Genomic DNA, 17,619 nt, shown 5'->3' on the forward strand with positions numbered 1-17,619 from the left:
GCCCGGTGCTTGAAGGTTAATTGATGGGGTTAGCGCAAGCGAAGCTCTTGATCGAAGCCCAAGTAAACGGCGGCCGTAACTATAACGGTCCTAAGGTAGCGAAATTCCTTGTCGGGTAAGTTCCGACCTGCACGAATGGCGTAACGATGGCCACACTGTCTCCACCCGAGACTCAGTGAAATTGAAATCGCAGTGAAGATGCTGTGTATCCGCGGCTAGACGGAAAGACCCCGTGAACCTTTACTATAGCTTCACAGTGAACTTTGAACCTACTTGTGTAGGATAGGTGGGAGGCTTTGAAGTGCAGACGCCAGTTTGCATGGAGCCACTCTTGAAATACCACCCTGGTATGTTTGAGGTTCTAACTCAGGTCCGTAATCCGGATCGAGGACACTGTGTGGTGGGTAGTTTGACTGGGGCGGTCTCCTCCCAAAGAGTAACGGAGGAGCACGAAGGTGTGCTCAGCATGGTCGGAAATCATGCATAGAGTGTAAAGGCAAAAGCACGCTTAACTGCGAGACAGACACGTCGAGCAGGTACGAAAGTAGGTCTTAGTGATCCGGTGGTTCTGTATGGAAGGGCCATCGCTCAACGGATAAAAGGTACTCCGGGGATAACAGGCTGATACCGCCCAAGAGTTCACATCGACGGCGGTGTTTGGCACCTCGATGTCGGCTCATCACATCCTGGGGCTGAAGCCGGTCCCAAGGGTATGGCTGTTCGCCATTTAAAGTGGTACGCGAGCTGGGTTTAGAACGTCGTGAGACAGTTCGGTCCCTATCTGCCGTGGACGTTTGAGATTTGAGAGGAGCTGCTCCTAGTACGAGAGGACCGGAGTGGACGAACCTCTGGTGTTCCGGTTGTCACGCCAGTGGCATTGCCGGGTAGCTATGTTCGGACGGGATAACCGCTGAAAGCATCTAAGCGGGAAGCCTCCCTTAAGATAAGATCTCACTGGGACATAAGTCCCCTAAAGAGCCGTTCGAGACTAGGACGTTGATAGGTTGGGTGTGTAAGTGCTGTGAGGCATTGAGCTAACCAATACTAATTGCTCGTGAGGCTTGACCATATAACACCAAAGTGGTTTTAGATGAAGAGAGTGAAAGCTCAAGATCATCAAAATGACAAAGACACAGATACGATACAACATCAGCAATGATGAGCATCGGTTTGATACTTGGTTATCACTATTTCAAAATGAATTGTTAAAGATCCAAGCACGTATTCGCGTGTTTTGAGTCAAGCTAACCTTAAAAGGTCAGCGCACAACACAGTGCAGCTCAGAACAAACGCAAAACGAATTGCTTGACGGTCATAGAGGCGTTGAACCACCTGATCCCATCCCGAACTCAGAAGTGAAAAGCGCCATCGCCGATGGTAGTGTGGGAGATCCCATGTGAGAGTAGGTCGTCGTCAAGCTTTAAACAAAGAGAAACCCCATCCTGCTATGCAGGGTGGGGTTTTTTCGTTATGGGGAAGGCTTATTAATTTTAAGATAACCACCAGATTATCTTAAAATAGTAATTGGTTTATGTGATTGTTTTGGTCAAAGATCTTGCTTGTTCTTTTACCCAACGCTTTAAATATCCTATGGCTTCTTCATTTCTTCGACTTTCTTTATAAGCCAAGTAAAAATTATCACCTGTTTTAAAAGCTGGGCATGGAAGCTTAATCAAGGCTACTTCATTTTCTTTTTCATTCATCATGTAGTCGTTTACAAGAGCGATTCCAAGCGAGTGTTTCGCGGCTTCATAAGCCAGCATCAAGTGACTAAATCGATGGAATTGAGTATTTTCGGGTAGAAGCCTACCTTGGCTTGAAAACCATCGCTTCCAGTCTTCTGTGTGTCTGTCGTAAATGCTGTGAGATGTGATTAAAGGGAAGTCGGCTATTTTCTGTGGTGATACATTCAGCTTGCTTTGAAGGTCTTGGTAGCTGGTTACTCCTAACTTATTCTTTATAGTCTCAAAGTAGCCATGACTGCATATCGGAAATAGTTCTTCTTGGTATAGGGTTTCAAAGACAAAGCCTCTTTTTTCTCTTTCTACTGTGATAAAAAAGTCAGCTGTTTTGTCTGACAAATCGGGAGTGCCGTGACTCATTTCAATGCTAAGTTCTAGGTTAGGATACAGATAACGTAGACTAGGGAGCCTTGGGATTAGCCAGTACACGGCAAATGAACTATAAACGGCCAGTCGAATGTGGGTTTTTTGTTGTCCTTTGATTTTATTGGTTGCTTCTTCGATTAATGATAGCGAGTTACTGATCGAGTCCAGATACTGCTTGCCTTCTTTTGTCAGCTCTACGTTACGCCCTTGTCTATAAAAAAGGCTTTCACCTAAATGGTTTTCTAGTAGGCGTATTTGGTGAGATACGGCGCTTTGGCTCACATTAAGTTCATTAGCGGCAAGTGAAAAGCTATTTAGTCTTGCGACGGCTTCGAATACAGGAAGGGCTTTTAGGGGCGGTAGCATTTTATTTATCCAAATAACTAATAATGAAAGAAAATATATCATTTTATCTAATATATTGAACTGTTTAAGCTAGTAAGATGCATATTAGTTGTAAAGGAATAAGAGTGTGTCAGGAAAAACAGTAAGCAGCGCTATTTTCATTTTGGTATTAGGCAGCTTTTTTGCCACCTTATGTGACGTGTTTATCAAGATGGCGGGTGCTGATGTCGCTATTTTTCAGTTTACTTTTCTGCGAGCTGTCTTTATGTGTCTTATCCTTTCTCCTATTGCACTCGTTCAATTCCTGCGTTCTTCTAGAGTGAGCGCAATGCAGGGGCTTAAATTGCATTTTATCCGAGGAAACTTGTGGGTTTTGGCCGCATTGTTGTTAGTGGTGTCTTTGGCTGAGTTGCCTTTGGCTACTGCAAACGCGGTATTTTATACCGCCCCGATTTTTATCATGCTGTTTGGTGCTGTTTTTTATAAAGAGCGTTTGACTATAGATATTGCCTTTGCTGCCGTATTGGGGTTCATCGGTATTTTGGTGATTTTGAGACCAACGGCGTTATCGTTTTCAATGATCAGCGCAATTGCTTTTGCTATTGTTCTGGCGGCGAATAGTTTATTGATTAAGAAATTGCCGCAAGAGCAAAGTATGCTTTATGGTCTATTCATTACTCAGCTTTTTGCCTTACCTTTGGCTGGTAGTTTGGCGCTTTGGGAAGGGCAAGAATTTGACCTAGATGTTTTAATGTATTCTGTGCTTTCTTCAATATGCTCTATTTTATACAGCGTCTCTTGTCTGATTGGGTATCGCTTTATTGAGTCGAGTAAAGTGACGAGTGCGGAATACTCAGGATTGGTTTTTGCTTTTTTACTTGGGTGGTGGATATTTGGTGATACACCGGACTTATGGGTATTTGTGGGGTCTTTTTTCGTTATTGCTCCATTGCTTTACCTAAGTCACCGAGACATTAGAAGACTACGAAAGTCACAATCTTTGACAAATACTCGGTCTAGTTTAGGGGCTGGTTAAGCCTTTGTGTGAGTACATACATTTTCGATCATTTGTTCGATCATCTCAGATAAATCAGCTTTGTCTAAATAGATACCATCGATAAACAATCGTGCAAGTCCATGTAGGCTTGCCCATGTTGTTTGTCCAATTCTTAATGGGGTGTTGTTATTAGGTAGTATCTTTTGATGCTGTAGTTCTTCAACCCATTCAATCCAGCTTTTAAAAGTGTGTTTTGATGCTGCTTTTAGAGAGTCGCTTGGGTTCCCTGCTTTCCATAATGTTCTGCCGTACATCAAGTCGTAGATTTCACTGTGCTGTAACGCATATTCCAAATACGCGTAAACATATTTCTTAAAGCTTTCTTGAGCGGTATTTTGCTCAGCTCGTAAGCGGCCAAGAATTTTTCCTTGTTCATAAAAACCTTCTTCTGCCAACGCACACAGTAGGGCATTTTTATCTTTAAAGTGATGATATGGCGCGGTTCTCGACACGCCAACGATATCCGCTAGCTTTCGCATGCTAAGGCTTTCGACTCCGTGATCTTTAATAATGGCGGAGGCTGATTCAAGCAGTGACTTTGTTAAATCACCGTGATGATAATGTTTTTTATTGAGTGTTGTCATGACGGTATTAAATCTCTTCATCTTGACAATGTCAAAATTAGATTCTATCTTGACAGTGTCAAAATAAACTGCGTTTTTCGTTGTCTTTAAAAAAATAATAAACAAGCGAGTCCAAGTATGAGTCAGTCAATTTATCCTCACCTCTTTCAGTCACTAGACCTTGGTTTTACTCAATTAAAAAATCGAATCATTATGGGGTCCATGCACTTGGGCTTAGAAGAGGTTAAAGGCGGCTTTCCTCGGATGGCGGCTTTTTATGCAGAGAGGGCTAAGGGTGGGGTAGCCTTAATAGTCACGGGAGGTATTGGCCCTAACGCTGAAGGTGGTGTGTATGCTGGGGCTGCATTGATGGTGAGTGAGCAAGATGTCGAAAACCATCGTCAGGTAACCGCAGCGGTCCATGCTGAAGGGGGAAAGATTTGCATGCAGATCTTACATACAGGGCGTTATGCTTACAATCCCAAACTGGTGGCTCCATCCGCATTGCAAGCGCCGATCAACCCGTTCATGCCGCATGAGCTAACAAATGATGAAATTTCACAGCAAATAGACGATTTCGTCCGTGCTGCTGTGCTGGCGAAAAGAGCCGGTTACGATGGCGTAGAAGTCATGGGGTCAGAAGGCTATTTAATTAATCAGTTTATTGTGTCTCGTACTAATCAACGACAGGATGAGTGGGGAGGAGAATATGATAATCGGAGCCGTTTGGCATTGGAAATTGTTCGCCGTATTCGAGAGGCCGTTGGCGAGAAGTTTATCATTATTTATCGCTTGTCTATGTTGGACTTGGTTGAGCAAGGAAGCACGCTAGAAGAGGTGGTTACTCTTGGGCTGGGTATTGAGAAGGCCGGTGCAACGATCATAAATACCGGTATCGGTTGGCATGAAGCAAGAGTGCCAACGATAGCCACAAAAGTGCCTAGGGCGGCATTTACTTGGGTGACGGCGAAATTACGAGAGTCTTTGAATGTGCCTTTGATAACCTCTAATCGAATCAATATGCCAGATGTCGCTGAACAAGTGCTTGCAAGGGGGGACGCGGACTTAGTGTCAATGGCAAGGCCTTTTCTGGCGGACCCTGAGTTTGTGATCAAAGCCATGCAAAATAGAGCGGATGAAATTAACACGTGCATTGCCTGTAATCAGGCTTGTTTAGATCATGTGTTTGATCACAAAATGACGTCGTGCTTAGTGAACCCAAGAGCGTGTCACGAAACCGAGTTGGTGATTATTCCTGCGGATGGATCCAAACACATTGCCGTGGTGGGGGCTGGACCAGCAGGGTTGGCTTTTGCCACAACCGCAGCGAAGCGCGGCCATAAAGTGACTTTATATGATGCGGCAAATGAAATTGGTGGACAATTTAATATTGCGAAACGCATACCTGGAAAAAGCGAGTTCTATGAAACTCTGCGCTATTTTGCTCGCCAAATAGAGCTAACCGGTGTGAACCTTCAACTGAATACACGTGTGGATGGTAATTTACTGAAGCAGAAACGCTATGATGAAGTGGTGTTGGCGACAGGGATCCTACCGAGAAAACCTGATATCGAAGGGATTGATCACCCTAAAGTGCTTAGTTATTTGGAGGTGATGAGCGGTCATCCTGTTGGCCAGCGTGTTGCCGTTATTGGCGCTGGCGGAATTGGCTTTGATGTGTGTGAATACATCATTCACTCTTCGACGGACAAGGAGCATGATATTCCCAGTTTTATGTCGCAATGGGGAGTAGACATGAGTTTTACATCGAGAGGTGGAGTAGAGGGAGTGAGGCCTACGTTTAAAAAAGCGGAGCGTGAGGTGTTTTTGCTTCAGCGCAAAAAAAGTAAGGTGGGCGCCAACTTAGGAAAAACCACAGGCTGGATTCATCGCACGGAATTGCTGAAGAAAGGCGTGGAATTTTTGTCTGGTTGCGATTATCAACGCATAGATGATTCTGGCTTGCATGTTGATATAGACGGCGAGATTCGTTGTCTTGACGTTGATACGATTATTGTTTGTGCTGGGCAAGAGTCGAATAGGTTATTAGAGAGCGAGGTCGACAAACCAATACATTTTATAGGAGGGGCATCAGTGGCTTCTGAGTTAGACGCCAAACGAGCGATAAAGCAAGGTACGGTTCTGGCCTCAACCATATAAGGCTAGAATTCATATGTCTGTTTTGGAGCAGCCTATATCGCCCTTTTAAGGGGAAGGCTGCTCATTTGGTTCCCCTGTTTTTAGTAGTTTTAATAAGTCCTCTCTCTCCAAACTGCCTTTCAATGCTAAGTCGAGCTGATATTGGTATTTTTCGTTCCAGTCAATGGTTCTTGAACTCAACGCGGACAGCTCAGCCATCGCAGATTTCATGACTTTCAAATACGCCTGAATGTTCTGTTCTTGGTCTATTAAAATGTTTTTTAACGCGGTAGAGCTACTGTGCCTTAGGTAAAGCTTTAGTACTTCCGCTTGTTGTTCCATGGCTTGAATTTTCTCTTCTTGTTGTGACAATGATTTTTGCAGAAGGTCTATTGTGTTGCTTTGTTCAACAAGAGGGTTAGTTGCGATTGACTCCTCTGTAGAGGGGGATTGCATTAAGTAAAACGTTATGCCAGAAGAGCTCCCGACACTGAGTAGGAAGCAGGCGAAAAAAGTGATTAGCAACGTTTTGGGCTTCTTCTTTGGTGTGCTGATTTCTTCTTCTTTTTTTGGTGTGTTATTGGTTTTCGTTGGCATGGTGTTTTCCTCTCCTTTTTATGTCGGTGGTGTGTAAATCCATAAAAAGTGATTGATGAGCTTTATGTTAAATATAGACTCGACCTTTTACTGTAATGTTCTGTGGTTTTTTCTTTGTTGTGCGTTGCCGATTATGCTCGACATTTGTTCACAGATTGATTCTGCGGTTTTGTTTTCCTTGTAGTACACGTAAAATACGCGCTGATTATTTAAGATGCACAATAACCGACTAAAATAGTCAGGTAAATACTTGATAGAAATAGTAGGTTTTGTGTACTATTTGTTCTCACAGAATAATCTAGATTGGATAACTTATGCGCCTGACAACAAAAGGCCGTTATGCGGTAACCGCTATGCTTGATCTAGCATTGCATTCAGATCAAGGTCCGGTGTCTTTATCTGATATTTCAAGTCGACAAGGGATCTCACTGTCTTACCTTGAGCAGCTGTTCTCGAAACTTCGTAAGAAGGCGTTGGTGAGCAGTGTTAGAGGTCCAGGTGGTGGCTATCGTTTGAGCCGATCAAACAACGAAATTTATGTTGCACAGATAGTTGACGCCGTAAATGAGTCTGTCGATGCAACAGGTTGTAAAGGACGAAGTGATTGCCAAAGTGGCAATACTTGTCTTACCCACCATTTATGGTGTGATTTAAGCGATCAAATTCACGATTTTTTAAATCAAATTAGCCTAGATCAACTCGTACGTCGAAATGATGTACGACAAGTCGCAGAGCGACAAGAATTCGAAAGCCGTCAACGTTGTCTTGAAAATGACAAAATTAGCGCGGCCATTGTTGATTAAATAGAGAATAAATTAGTAGAGCTTAATGCACTGATTCACGGTGTATTAGTGACTATAATTGAGTGAGTTTTTATATGACTGAGCAGATTGATAAGGCGCTGGCACGGGAATACGAAGCGGGTTTTGTCTCTGATGTGGAATCAGAAACGTTCGAACCTGGTTTGAATGAGGATGTTATTCGTCGTATTTCTGGAATGAAAGGCGAACCTGAATGGATGCTCGAGTGGCGTTTAAGTGCATTCCGTGAATGGTTAGAAATGGAAGAACCAGAGTGGGCTTTGGTGGATTATCCAAAGATAGACTTTCAATCCATTTCTTACTATTCAGCCCCTAAAAGCATGAAGGACAAGCCTAAGTCTTTGGACGAGATAGATCCAGAGCTGTTGCGTACATACGAAAAACTGGGCATTCCTCTTATCGAGCAACAAATGCTTGCTGGTATTGCCGTTGATGCGGTGTTTGACTCGGTTTCTGTTGTGACGACATTCCGTGAAAAATTGGAAGAAGCGGGCGTTATTTTTTGCCCTATTTCAGAGGCGGTTCATAAATACCCAGATCTTGTTAAAAAATACATTGGCAGTGTCGTTCCTAAGAAAGACAACTACTATGCCGCATTGAATTGCGCCGTATTTACTGACGGTTCTTTTGTCTATATTCCAAAAGGCACTCGCTGTCCGATGGAGCTGTCTACTTACTTCCGTATTAATGAACAAAACACCGGTCAATTCGAGCGCACCTTGATTATTGCGGACGAAGGTAGCCATGTTAGCTACCTCGAAGGTTGTACAGCGCCACAGCGTGATGAAAACCAGTTGCATGCTGCTGTTGTAGAACTGGTTGCTATGGATAACGCTGAGATTAAATACTCAACAGTCCAAAACTGGTATCCAGGCGATGAAAATGGCAAAGGCGGCATTTACAACTTTGTCACCAAGCGTGGTATTTGCCATACGAATGCCAAAATTTCTTGGACGCAGGTAGAGACAGGTTCTTCTGTTACTTGGAAATACCCAAGCTGTATTTTGAAAGGTGATAACAGTGTTGGTGAGTTCTACTCAGTTGCTTTGACGCGCGGTCGTCAGCAAGCCGACACGGGTACGAAAATGATTCACCTTGGTAAAAATACTAAGTCTACCATCATTTCTAAAGGCATCTCAGCAGGCAGAAGTAACAACAGTTACCGTGGTCTTGTTCGCATGAACCCAGGTGCAGAAGGTGCTCGTAACTTCACTCAGTGTGACTCTTTGTTGATCGGTGATCAGTGTGGCGCACACACTTTCCCTTACGTAGAAAGTCGTAATCCGTCCGCTATTGTGGAACACGAAGCGACGACGTCTAAAGTCAGCGACGAGCAGATGTTCTTATGTCGTCAGCGTGGTCTTGATCCTGAAAAAGCCGTGTCCATGATTGTGAATGGCTTCTGCAAGGAAGTATTTAAAGAATTACCAATGGAATTTGCCGTTGAAGCGGGCAAGTTACTAGAAATAAGCCTTGAAGGCTCAGTAGGTTAAGGAATTATAGAAATGTCGAACACGAACAGTTTGTTGACGATAAAAGATTTGCACGCCAGCGTGGAAGAAAAACAAATCATCAAAGGGTTAGATTTAGAGATCAAACCGGGCGAAGTACACGCTATCATGGGGCCAAACGGTGCCGGTAAAAGTACCTTAGGTTATGTTTTGTCTGGCCGTGATGGTTATAGTGTCGAAAGCGGCAGCGTTACTCTTGATGGTGAAGATTTATTGGACATGGAAACAGAAGACCGCGCTCGCGCTGGTTTGTTTCTGGCGTTCCAATACCCAGTTGAGATTCCTGGTGTGAGTAATTTGGAGTTCTTAAAAGCCTCTGTCGATGCGCAGCGTGAAGCGCGTGGAGAAGATGCGATTACCTCTGCTGATTTTTTAAAAGAAGCGAAAGCGGCTTGTAAACAAGTTAACTTGCCAGTGGCTTTCTTGAAACGCGGTGTCAACGAAGGTTTCTCTGGTGGTGAGAAAAAGCGTAATGAGCTAATGCAAATGTTGTTGCTTAAGCCAAAGCTTTGCATCCTTGATGAAACAGATTCAGGTTTGGACATCGATGCGCTGCAAGTGGTTGCGGAAGGTGTAAATAGCCAACGTTCTGCAGATCGTAGCTTTATTGTCGTGACGCATTATCAGCGTCTATTGGATTACATCAAACCTGACTTCGTGCATGTTTTGTCTGACGGTAAAATCGTTAAGAGCGGCGATGCATCTCTTGCTCTTGAGCTAGAAGCTCAAGGTTACGCTTGGTTGCAGAAAGAGCCTGCTGAAGACGAACTTGAGGGGTAATGCATGAGTGAATGGTTAGAAAGCGCCATTGCTCGAGCGCAAGGTATTAATGACTGGTTGGCCCCAAAACGAGCACATGCGCTTGATTTATTGGCGAATACCAAATGGCCAAATCGCAAAACCGAAGCATGGCGTTACACGCCGCTTCGACCAGTAGAACGTACAGCAGCGAAAGTAATGGCTGACAAAGTGAATTTGTCGCCTGTCGTTATTGCGGAATTATCTGCCATTGAATTGGTGTTTGTGAACGGTCAGTTTGATCAAACTCAATTAGCGCAAACCTTGCCGGAAGGTTTGTCTATTGCTTTGGGCAGTGATTTAGGCTCAGCTGAACAAGCTGACGCGTTAAACGTTTTTTCAACGATTAAGCCTGAGCGTCATCTCTTTGGTTTGGTAAACGATGCACTGGCAAAAGATGTGGTGGTTGTATCGGTTGCACAAGGTGTTGAGATTGCTGAGCCGATTCGTATTAGTTCTTTGTTGAGTTCAGGTGCCGAATCTCATACACGTGTTCAAGTTGCTCTAGCTGCAGGCTCTAAATTAACCGTGATTGAAGATGTTCAAGCGCAAGGTGATAGCTTTAATACCGCGTTTGTTGAATACAATGTGGCCGCCAATGCCCGTTTAGAACATTACCGTTTTGCCCTGCAAACAGGCAGTAATGTTGCTATTGGCGGTAGTCATTTTAACTTGCATGACCATGCGAAAATGAACAGCACGATTGTTGGTTTTGGTAGTGAGTTGTCTCGTTTGGATACAGACATTATCCATGCTGGCGAGTTTGCAGATGCCAAGCTCAATGCTATGTATTTGCTGGATGGAAAAGAGTTGTTCGACCTTCATGCAACCGTTGAGCACGCCATGCCTAATGGTAAAACAGAAGAAAATGTTCGTTGCATCGTTGCTGACCGCTCTCGTGCTATTTTCAATGGCCGTATTCATATTCATCGTGATGCACAGAAAACCTTGGCAGAGCTGAATAACCGCAACTTATTGTTATCGGATAAAGCTGAGATTAACACCAAGCCTGAGTTAGAAATTTACGCTGATGATGTGAAGTGTGCTCATGGTGCGACGGTTGCTCAGATTGACAAGCAAGCTTTGTATTACTTGCAGACTCGCGGTGTGAGCCGTTCGAAGGCGCAAGTGATGCTTAACTTTGGTTTTATTAATGAGTTAATTGATTTAATGCCAAATGCGGCGCTAGCGGAGTGGATTCGTCCGATTATCCGTGAACGTTTTGCGCAGATGGAAGTGAAATAAGCGAGAATCGAATGAGTTTTGATGTAGCGGCTATCCGCGAGCAATTTCCGATTTTAAAGCGCGTCATTGACGGTAATCCGCTTATTTATCTCGATAATGCAGCGACAACGCAAAAACCGCAATGTGTGATTGATGCTTTGGTGGATTACTACACGACATGCAATTCCAATGTGCATCGTGGAGCCCATCGTCTTGCAGATGAAGCAACGCGTCGTTTTGAAGACGCACGCGACATCGTAAAAGGCTTTATCAATGCGCCGAAACGCGAAGAGGTGATTTGGACGACGGGAACCACAGAGGCCATTAATATTGTCGCCAATGGTTTGGGTTCTTTGTTGTCTGCGGGTGATGAAATTATCGCAACAGAAATGGATCATCACGCCAATCTTGTGACATGGCAGCAAGCCTGCAAAGCGTCTGGGGCGGTTCTAAGAACCATCCCTGTGACCGATGCGGGTGAATTAGATCAAGCGGCTTATGATGCCATGTTAAATGAGCGTACTAAGTTTGTGGCTTTTCCGCATGTTTCTAACGCATTGGGCACAGTGAATCCAGTCAAGGCAATGACGGCGAAAGCAAAAGCGGTTGGTGCTTGGGTTTTAGTGGATGGTGCGCAGGGCGCCGCACATGGCTACGTAGATGTGCAAGATATCGGTTGCGACTTTTATGCACTTTCGGGACATAAAATTTATGGCCCAATGGGAATTGGTGCATTGTGGGGCAAGGAATCGGTACTGTCTACTTGGCCTGTTTGGCGCACCGGCGGGGAGATGATTTCTACCGTAACACTGCAAGATGCGACGTGGAATGTGTTGCCTTATCGCTTTGAAGCTGGCACGCCTAATGTGGGCGATGCTATCGCAATGGGTGAGGCGATTCGTTGGTTTAGTGCCTTGGATCAAGAGGCTGTAGCGGCCCATGAAAAAGCATTATTGGATCGAGCAACTGAACTTGCTGAGCAATTTGAAGGTTTAACCATCATTGGTACGGCCAAAGAAAAAATCGGCGTGTTGAGCTTTGTTATGGATCAGGGGCATCCTGCGGATATTGGTTTCTTGTTGGATCGACAAGGTATTGCCGTTCGTACGGGAGATCATTGTGCGCAGCCACTGATGGCGCGCTTTGGTGTTCCAGGTACGGCGCGAGCTTCGTTCGCGATTTATAATACATTAGAAGAAGTTGACGCGTTGTTTGTTGCACTGAAAAAAGTGCGAACAATGCTGGCTTAGGAGGTTTCAATGACAGTAACAACATTTGATCCTGTCTCTAGCGTGTCCTTAACCGCTTCTGCGCAGAAATATTTTGCCTCGAAATTGACAAAACAGCCCGGCAAGCTGATTCGACTGAGTACCAAAGAAAGTGGCTGTACGGGGTTTTCTTATGTGCTGGATATTGTTGATGCGGCGTCAGATGAAGACACGGTATTAGAATTTGGCAGTGTCACGCTTGCGGTTGATTCTCAGTCGACAGCCATGCTGAAAGGCACGGAGATTGACTTGGTACGCGAAGGCGTTAACGAAGTTGTGAAGTTCAAAAATCCTAACGTTGTAGCTGAATGTGGCTGCGGCGAAAGCTTTAGTGTGAGTTAACTTCATGCAAAAAATGGTAGTAACAAATCGTGCTTGTCCTGCAAGACGAGTTCCAAGCGGCGAGCCGATTAGTATTCCTGAAGGTCAATTTATTACAATCAACCAAAGTTTGGGCGGCAATTACACTGTTACGTGGCAAGGCAATATGCTGCGCATTGATGGCACAGACGCTGAAGCGATTGGTCAGCAACCTGAGGTTTTGGATTTCGAAGATCTTGGTACTGGCGAAGTAAACGAAGAACAAGTTTGGCAGGCGCTGGATACCATTTACGACCCTGAAATCCCTATCAGTTTGGTGTCGTTAGGCTTGGTATACAAAGTGACGATAGATCAAAAAGCAAAATCGGTTTTGATTGATATGACATTAACCGCGCCGGGATGTGGAATGGGGCCTGTTTTGGTTGGTGATGTTAAGTATCGAGTGGCGAAAGTACCGAATGTTGATTCTGTCAAAGTGGATTTGGTATTTGATCCACCTTGGTCACGAGAAATGATGAGTGAAGAAGCGCAATTAGAAGCTGGTCTTTTCTTCTAATGACTTTCTTTTGATCGCTTCGGTCATCGATTAAAATCGAATACAATAGGAAACGGCCTTGGCGCTTAGCCAAAGCCGTTTTTGTTTTAATAGGCTTTAGTGCACAAAGAGGGTAGTCATGGCTTTACCTAGTACGGAAGACATCGTAGACGATCTGTCGTTTTTTGACGATTGGGAAGATAAGTACAAGTACATTATTGATTTAGGTAAATCTTTGCCCGCATTTGATGATGCGTGGCGCACGCCTGAACGTTTAGTGAAAGGTTGTCAGAGCAGCGTTTGGATCCAACCTGGCAGTGAGCAGGATACAGAAAAAGGTGAAGTGCTGACTTTTTCTGTCGACAGTGATGCGATTATTGTTCGCGGTTTACTGGGTTTGGTGTTGGCGGCATTGGATCATAAAACACCGCAAGAAATTTTAGATTTCGATATTACAGCGTATTTTGAAGAGCTGGATCTTGAGAGACATTTGAGCCCGACCCGTGGCAATGGCTTGCGTTCTATTGTGGGCCGCATCAAAGGTATCGCGCAGGCTGCTGCTTAATTTTTTATTGGAGAGCGTTAAATGAACACCCCGGTTTACCTAGACAATTCTGCCACCACACCCGTTGACCCAAGAGTGGCTGAGAAAATGATGGCGTGCCTAACGCAGGACGGTAATTTTGGAAACCCTGCTTCGCGTTCTCATCTTTTTGGTTGGCGAGCAGAAGAAGCGGTAGAAGAAGCTAGGTTGCAGGTGGCGAGTTTGATCAACGCAGACTCCCGTGAAATCGTGTGGACGTCAGGTGCAACGGAAGCCAATAATTTAGCGCTGAAAGGTGTTGCTCACGCTTATCGTCAAAAAGGCCGCCATATAATTACGTCTATGATTGAACATAAGGCGGTTTTGGACCCTTGTAAGCAGCTAGAGAAAGATGGCTTTGAAGTGACCTACTTGCAGCCAGATGTTCATGGCGTGATTTCACCGAGTCAAGTGGAAGACGCGCTTCGTGAAGACACTGTTTTAGTTTCCTTGATGCATGGCAATAATGAGCTGGGTGTGTTGACCGATATTGCGGCGATTGGCGAGTTAACACGTTCTCGTGGCGTGTTTTTTCATGTAGATGCCGCACAAACCACTGGCAAAGTTGAGATTGACGTTAATGCCATGAAAGTGGATTTAATGTCGCTTACGGCTCATAAAACCTATGGCCCAAAAGGCATTGGTGCATTATTTGTGCGTCGCTCACCGAAAGTGAAGTTAGAGGCGCAAATTCACGGTGGTGGTCATGAACGCGGTATGCGTTCTGGTACCTTGGCCACTCATCAAATCGTCGGTATGGGAGAAGCGTTTCGTTTAGCGGGTGAAGAAATGGAGCAAGATTGTGCTCGCATCAAAGCTTTGCGTGAGCGTTTGTGGGCGTCGTTAACAGAGTTGTCTGGTGTACATCTTAATGGTGATGCTGACAGTCGCGTTGCGGGTGTATTGAATGTGGGATTTTCAGATGTTGACGGTGAAGTTTTGTTGATGTCCTTGAGTGATGTTGCCGTTTCTTCGGGTTCTGCTTGTACATCGGCAAGCTTAGAACCGTCTTATGTTTTGCGCACCATTGGTTTGGCCGATGATCTGGCACACAGCTCTTTGCGTCTCTCTGTTGGGCGTTTTACGACAGAAGAAGAGGTGGATTTTGCTGCTGGAACCATCAAAAATGCGGTAACTCGTCTTCGTTCGATGGGTTAGGCGTGAGAATTGGTGCTTTTATTCTTATTTGAATAAATAATGTTCTTTTGATCATACAATTTTAATAAATTGATGCGTATAATACGCGCGCTGAACTTTTATGTCCTGGGTCATGCAAATGGCATCACCCTTTAAAATTTAATTTGGAGTTATACCATGGCGTTAGAACGCACTCTATCTATCATCAAGCCAGATGCTGTTGCTAAAAACGTAATCGGCGAAATCTACACTCGTTTCGAGCGTGCTGGTTTTAAAATCGTTGAAGCTAAAATGATTCAACTAGACGACGAATTGGCTGGCGGTTTTTACGCTGAGCACAAAGAGCGTCCTTTCTACAAAGATTTGGTTACTTTCATGACGTCTGGCCCTGTTGTTGTTTCTGTTCTTGAAGGTGAAGGCGCTGTACTTCGTCACCGTGAACTGATGGGTGCTACTAACCCTAAAGAAGCGACTGCTGGTACTTTGCGTGCAGATTATGCAACGTCTATCGATGCGAATGCTGTTCACGGTTCTGATTCTGTTGAATCTGCAACTCGTGAAATTGCTTACTTCTTCGGTAAGTAATTGACAGCTAGGACTTTCGTGTCCGATCTGTTTTAAAAAAGCGGGCGCTAGCCCGCTTTTTTACAGAGGCTTCTGAAAAGACTTTTCTTTTCAGAGGCTTTTTTCGTTTACACTTAATGCTAACCATAGCAAGCGACATTGAATTATGACTGACATCAAAAAAGTAAACCTATTGGGTTTATCTCCGGAGAAACTGATTGAGTTTTTTGAATCCATTGGTGAGAAGAAGTTTCGCGCCACTCAGGTAATCAAATGGATCCATCAAAAGGGAGCGGAGAGCTTCGATGAGATGACCGATGTCAGTAAGGCGCTGCGTGCTAAGTTGGAACAAATCTGTGAAATTCGTGGGCCTGAAGTAGTGTCACAGAATATTTCTACCGATGGTACACGTAAATGGATCATCCGTACCGAAGGTGGTAAGAACGATTGCGTAGAAACGGTTTTGATTCCAGATGGTGACAGAGCGACCTTGTGTGTTTCTTCACAGGTTGGTTGCTCTTTGGATTGCAGCTTTTGTTCAACGGGTAAGCAAGGTTTTAACCGTAATTTAACACCGGCTGAAATTATTGGTCAGGTTTGGATTGCGATTAAGTCGTTTGGTCCTATGGATCCAAATGGTCCTCGTCGTGTTACCAACGTGGTAATGATGGGGATGGGTGAGCCGCTGATGAACTTCGAACCCGTTGTTGATGCTATGATCCTAATGATGCATGACCATGCCTACGGTTTGTCCAAGCGTCGAGTTACTTTAAGTACATCCGGTGTCGTGCCAAAAATCTATGAATTGGTAAAACGTACCGATGTGTCTTTGGCCATTTCATTACATGCGCCAAATGACACTTTGCGAAATGAGCTTGTGCCAATCAATAAAAAGTATCCTATCGCTGAATTGCTTGAGTCTTGTCAGTTTTATTTGGCTAATTTGCCTGATAAACGTCACATTACGATAGAGTACACCTTAATGTCTGGGGTGAATGACAATGAAGAGCAGGCACATGAGTTGGCTGAGCTTCTTAAAGAGTTGGAATGTAAAATCAATTTGATTCCATTTAACCCTTTCCCTCATTCCGGTTATGAGAAACCGTCTAATAATCGAACACGTCGTTTCCAGAAGATTTTAGCGGATGCCGGTTATACTGTGACCGTTCGAACGACTCGTGGTGATGATATTGATGCGGCTTGTGGTCAGCTGGTGGGCGATTTTCATGACAAAACTCGTCGCAGCCAAAAGTACATTGAGTTACGCGAAGTAAAAGATTAATTTCTGAATTAATTTTCTGTGTATGACAAGGATGTCAGTATGCGATTTTGGTTTTTACCACTTTTGTTGTGTTGCTTATTAAACGCGTCTTGTGCTTATCAAGTTGTTTCCCCGCCTCGACCTTCACTTTCTGATGCTAAGCGATTGTCTGTTATTCAAGCGCATTTGCTGCTTGGGCAATGGGCGCTGGCAAAAAAACAGTTAGATCAAGTGAGTGTTGCAGATCAGGGACGTGAATATTGGCGCTTATTAAGTTTGTATTGGTTGAGTGTTGAAGAGTACGAGCGCGCATTTTTAGTCTATGAGCATGCCTTAGAAAAATATCCAGAAGACGACTTTATTTTGAACAACTACGGTGTACTGCTTGGGCATAAATTGCGTTGGAGGCAGGCATGTGAAGTGTTCGAAAAAGCGGACAAAAACAGCCTTTCTAAACGTCAATCAGTGCAGATTAATCTTTCTAGATGTGCAATACGTCAGAATCACGTAAATTTAGCGAGTATCTATCTGAAACAGGCAAAAGAAATTGCGGATTTGCCTCTGATTGGTTTGATGACAGAGCTCAATCTTGTTTTAATACAAGGTAGTAATGACAAAGCTCGCTTAATTTTTAATAATATCCAGGCGAATAAGCAAATTGCCCGAGGATCGGTGCATTTTGATGAGTACAACTGTCTGTCGCGGCATTTAATTGCACGCGAGACTGACCCTACACTGTCCTCATCTGCGAGTAATTTTACATGCCTGAATGGCTCAAGGTATTGAC

18 protein-coding genes and 2 rRNA genes (1 of these 20 only partly in view) are annotated in these 17,619 nt (G+C 44.3%); 17 read left to right on the forward strand and 3 right to left on the reverse strand.

The genetic code is table 11. The features are described 5' to 3' along the window. Both AABA11_RS04710 and rrf read left to right on the forward strand, forming a co-directional pair. Positions 1 to 1,069: ribosomal RNA gene (locus AABA11_RS04710) — 23S ribosomal RNA — on the forward strand; it begins 1,821 nt to the left of the window's first position. Between the two features lie 235 nt (positions 1,070 to 1,304). Next, positions 1,305 to 1,419 (forward strand): 5S ribosomal RNA (gene rrf, locus AABA11_RS04715). Between the two features lie 110 nt (positions 1,420 to 1,529). On the opposite strand, the gene AABA11_RS04720 is transcribed toward rrf, so the two are convergent. Next, the gene (locus tag AABA11_RS04720) at positions 1,530 to 2,516 is read right to left on the reverse strand and encodes a LysR substrate-binding domain-containing protein (protein WP_338265834.1); all 987 of its coding nucleotides are present in this window, start codon (positions 2,514 to 2,516) and stop codon (positions 1,530 to 1,532) included. 64 nt (positions 2,517 to 2,580) lie between these two features. On the opposite strand from AABA11_RS04720, the gene AABA11_RS04725 reads away from it, so the two are divergent. After that, positions 2,581 to 3,489 carry a DMT family transporter gene (locus AABA11_RS04725; RefSeq protein ID WP_338265837.1) on the forward strand — a complete coding sequence of 303 codons (909 nt, stop codon included), beginning with the start codon at positions 2,581 to 2,583 and terminating at the stop codon, positions 3,487 to 3,489. On the opposite strand, the gene AABA11_RS04730 is transcribed toward AABA11_RS04725, so the two are convergent. After that, the gene (locus tag AABA11_RS04730; RefSeq protein ID WP_338265840.1) at positions 3,486 to 4,199 is read right to left on the reverse strand and encodes a TetR/AcrR family transcriptional regulator; all 714 of its coding nucleotides are present in this window, start codon (positions 4,197 to 4,199) and stop codon (positions 3,486 to 3,488) included. The genes AABA11_RS04725 and AABA11_RS04730 overlap by 4 nt on opposite strands. A gap of 12 nt (positions 4,200 to 4,211) precedes the next feature. Between AABA11_RS04730 and AABA11_RS04735 the strand changes: the two genes are divergently transcribed. Further along, complete coding sequence (locus tag AABA11_RS04735; protein WP_338265841.1) at positions 4,212 to 6,233, forward strand: NADPH-dependent 2,4-dienoyl-CoA reductase; 2,022 nt, start codon at positions 4,212 to 4,214, stop codon at positions 6,231 to 6,233. A 45-nt stretch (positions 6,234 to 6,278) separates the two neighbouring features. Here AABA11_RS04735 and AABA11_RS04740 read toward each other — a convergent pair whose 3' ends face one another. Then, positions 6,279 to 6,668: a hypothetical protein gene (locus tag AABA11_RS04740; RefSeq protein ID WP_338265844.1), complete on the reverse strand. Its 390-nt coding sequence runs from the start codon at positions 6,666 to 6,668 to the stop codon at positions 6,279 to 6,281. Positions 6,669 to 6,681: 13 nt separating this feature from the next. On the opposite strand from AABA11_RS04740, the gene AABA11_RS04745 reads away from it, so the two are divergent. The 13 genes from AABA11_RS04745 (at position 6,682) to AABA11_RS04805 (ending at position 17,618) form a co-directional block, all read left to right on the forward strand. Continuing rightward, positions 6,682 to 6,846: a hypothetical protein gene (locus AABA11_RS04745; protein WP_338265846.1), complete on the forward strand. Its 165-nt coding sequence runs from the start codon at positions 6,682 to 6,684 to the stop codon at positions 6,844 to 6,846. Between the two features lie 277 nt (positions 6,847 to 7,123). Further along, complete coding sequence (gene iscR / locus AABA11_RS04750; RefSeq protein ID WP_265728785.1) at positions 7,124 to 7,612, forward strand: Fe-S cluster assembly transcriptional regulator IscR; 489 nt, start codon at positions 7,124 to 7,126, stop codon at positions 7,610 to 7,612. A 74-nt stretch (positions 7,613 to 7,686) separates the two neighbouring features. After that, positions 7,687 to 9,123 (forward strand): Fe-S cluster assembly protein SufB, encoded by a 1,437-nt coding sequence (sufB, locus tag AABA11_RS04755; RefSeq protein ID WP_338265849.1) that lies wholly within the window; start codon positions 7,687 to 7,689, stop codon positions 9,121 to 9,123. A gap of 12 nt (positions 9,124 to 9,135) precedes the next feature. After that, a complete protein-coding gene (gene sufC, locus AABA11_RS04760) occupies positions 9,136 to 9,921 on the forward strand; it encodes a Fe-S cluster assembly ATPase SufC (RefSeq protein WP_338265851.1) in 786 nt (261 codons plus the stop codon). A gap of 3 nt (positions 9,922 to 9,924) precedes the next feature. Continuing rightward, positions 9,925 to 11,184: a Fe-S cluster assembly protein SufD gene (gene sufD / locus AABA11_RS04765; RefSeq protein WP_338265855.1), complete on the forward strand. Its 1,260-nt coding sequence runs from the start codon at positions 9,925 to 9,927 to the stop codon at positions 11,182 to 11,184. 11 nt (positions 11,185 to 11,195) lie between these two features. Beyond that, positions 11,196 to 12,413, forward strand: coding sequence for an aminotransferase class V-fold PLP-dependent enzyme (locus AABA11_RS04770; protein ID WP_338265858.1), 1,218 nt, complete (start codon positions 11,196 to 11,198; stop codon positions 12,411 to 12,413). Positions 12,414 to 12,422: 9 nt separating this feature from the next. After that, complete coding sequence (locus tag AABA11_RS04775; RefSeq protein ID WP_265728789.1) at positions 12,423 to 12,773, forward strand: HesB/IscA family protein; 351 nt, start codon at positions 12,423 to 12,425, stop codon at positions 12,771 to 12,773. Positions 12,774 to 12,777: 4 nt separating this feature from the next. Next, a complete protein-coding gene (gene sufT / locus AABA11_RS04780) occupies positions 12,778 to 13,308 on the forward strand; it encodes a putative Fe-S cluster assembly protein SufT (protein WP_265728790.1) in 531 nt (176 codons plus the stop codon). A gap of 118 nt (positions 13,309 to 13,426) precedes the next feature. Continuing rightward, positions 13,427 to 13,852, forward strand: a complete 426-nt coding sequence (locus AABA11_RS04785; protein ID WP_265728791.1) for a SufE family protein — start codon at positions 13,427 to 13,429, stop codon at positions 13,850 to 13,852. A 21-nt stretch (positions 13,853 to 13,873) separates the two neighbouring features. Further along, positions 13,874 to 15,028 carry an IscS subfamily cysteine desulfurase gene (locus AABA11_RS04790; protein WP_265728792.1) on the forward strand — a complete coding sequence of 385 codons (1,155 nt, stop codon included), beginning with the start codon at positions 13,874 to 13,876 and terminating at the stop codon, positions 15,026 to 15,028. A 156-nt stretch (positions 15,029 to 15,184) separates the two neighbouring features. Then, the gene (ndk, locus tag AABA11_RS04795) at positions 15,185 to 15,592 is read left to right on the forward strand and encodes a nucleoside-diphosphate kinase (protein ID WP_338265862.1); all 408 of its coding nucleotides are present in this window, start codon (positions 15,185 to 15,187) and stop codon (positions 15,590 to 15,592) included. A gap of 145 nt (positions 15,593 to 15,737) precedes the next feature. Further along, positions 15,738 to 16,853, forward strand: a complete 1,116-nt coding sequence (gene rlmN / locus AABA11_RS04800) for a dual-specificity RNA methyltransferase RlmN (RefSeq protein ID WP_338265864.1) — start codon at positions 15,738 to 15,740, stop codon at positions 16,851 to 16,853. Positions 16,854 to 16,892: 39 nt separating this feature from the next. Next, positions 16,893 to 17,618, forward strand: a complete 726-nt coding sequence (locus AABA11_RS04805) for a hypothetical protein (protein ID WP_338265866.1) — start codon at positions 16,893 to 16,895, stop codon at positions 17,616 to 17,618. Position 17,619: the final 1 nt, after the last annotated feature.

The sequence above is a fragment of the Marinomonas pontica genome (assembly GCF_036322735.1).
In the GTDB taxonomy this organism is placed as follows: Bacteria; Pseudomonadota; Gammaproteobacteria; order Pseudomonadales; family Marinomonadaceae; genus Marinomonas; species Marinomonas pontica.

Excerpts from the sequence above, each read along its gene's own strand:
- sufD (WP_338265855.1), top strand. The coding sequence starts at position 9,925 with ATGAGTGAATGGTTAGAAAGCGCCATTGCTCGAGCGCAAGGTATTAAT.
- AABA11_RS04740 (WP_338265844.1), bottom strand. The coding sequence starts at position 6,668 with ATGCAATCCCCCTCTACAGAGGAGTCAATCGCAACTAACCCTCTTGTT.
- AABA11_RS04790 (WP_265728792.1), top strand. The coding sequence starts at position 13,874 with ATGAACACCCCGGTTTACCTAGACAATTCTGCCACCACACCCGTTGAC.
- sufC (WP_338265851.1), top strand. The coding sequence starts at position 9,136 with ATGTCGAACACGAACAGTTTGTTGACGATAAAAGATTTGCACGCCAGC.
- AABA11_RS04775 (WP_265728789.1), top strand. The coding sequence starts at position 12,423 with ATGACAGTAACAACATTTGATCCTGTCTCTAGCGTGTCCTTAACCGCT.
- rlmN (WP_338265864.1), top strand. The coding sequence starts at position 15,738 with ATGACTGACATCAAAAAAGTAAACCTATTGGGTTTATCTCCGGAGAAA.
- sufT (WP_265728790.1), top strand. The coding sequence starts at position 12,778 with ATGCAAAAAATGGTAGTAACAAATCGTGCTTGTCCTGCAAGACGAGTT.
- iscR (WP_265728785.1), top strand. The coding sequence starts at position 7,124 with ATGCGCCTGACAACAAAAGGCCGTTATGCGGTAACCGCTATGCTTGAT.
- AABA11_RS04805 (WP_338265866.1), top strand. The coding sequence starts at position 16,893 with ATGCGATTTTGGTTTTTACCACTTTTGTTGTGTTGCTTATTAAACGCG.
- ndk (WP_338265862.1), top strand. The coding sequence starts at position 15,185 with ATGGCGTTAGAACGCACTCTATCTATCATCAAGCCAGATGCTGTTGCT.
- sufB (WP_338265849.1), top strand. The coding sequence starts at position 7,687 with ATGACTGAGCAGATTGATAAGGCGCTGGCACGGGAATACGAAGCGGGT.
- AABA11_RS04720 (WP_338265834.1), bottom strand. The coding sequence starts at position 2,516 with ATGATATATTTTCTTTCATTATTAGTTATTTGGATAAATAAAATGCTA.
- AABA11_RS04770 (WP_338265858.1), top strand. The coding sequence starts at position 11,196 with ATGAGTTTTGATGTAGCGGCTATCCGCGAGCAATTTCCGATTTTAAAG.
- AABA11_RS04745 (WP_338265846.1), top strand. The coding sequence starts at position 6,682 with ATGCCAGAAGAGCTCCCGACACTGAGTAGGAAGCAGGCGAAAAAAGTG.
- AABA11_RS04785 (WP_265728791.1), top strand. The coding sequence starts at position 13,427 with ATGGCTTTACCTAGTACGGAAGACATCGTAGACGATCTGTCGTTTTTT.
- AABA11_RS04735 (WP_338265841.1), top strand. The coding sequence starts at position 4,212 with ATGAGTCAGTCAATTTATCCTCACCTCTTTCAGTCACTAGACCTTGGT.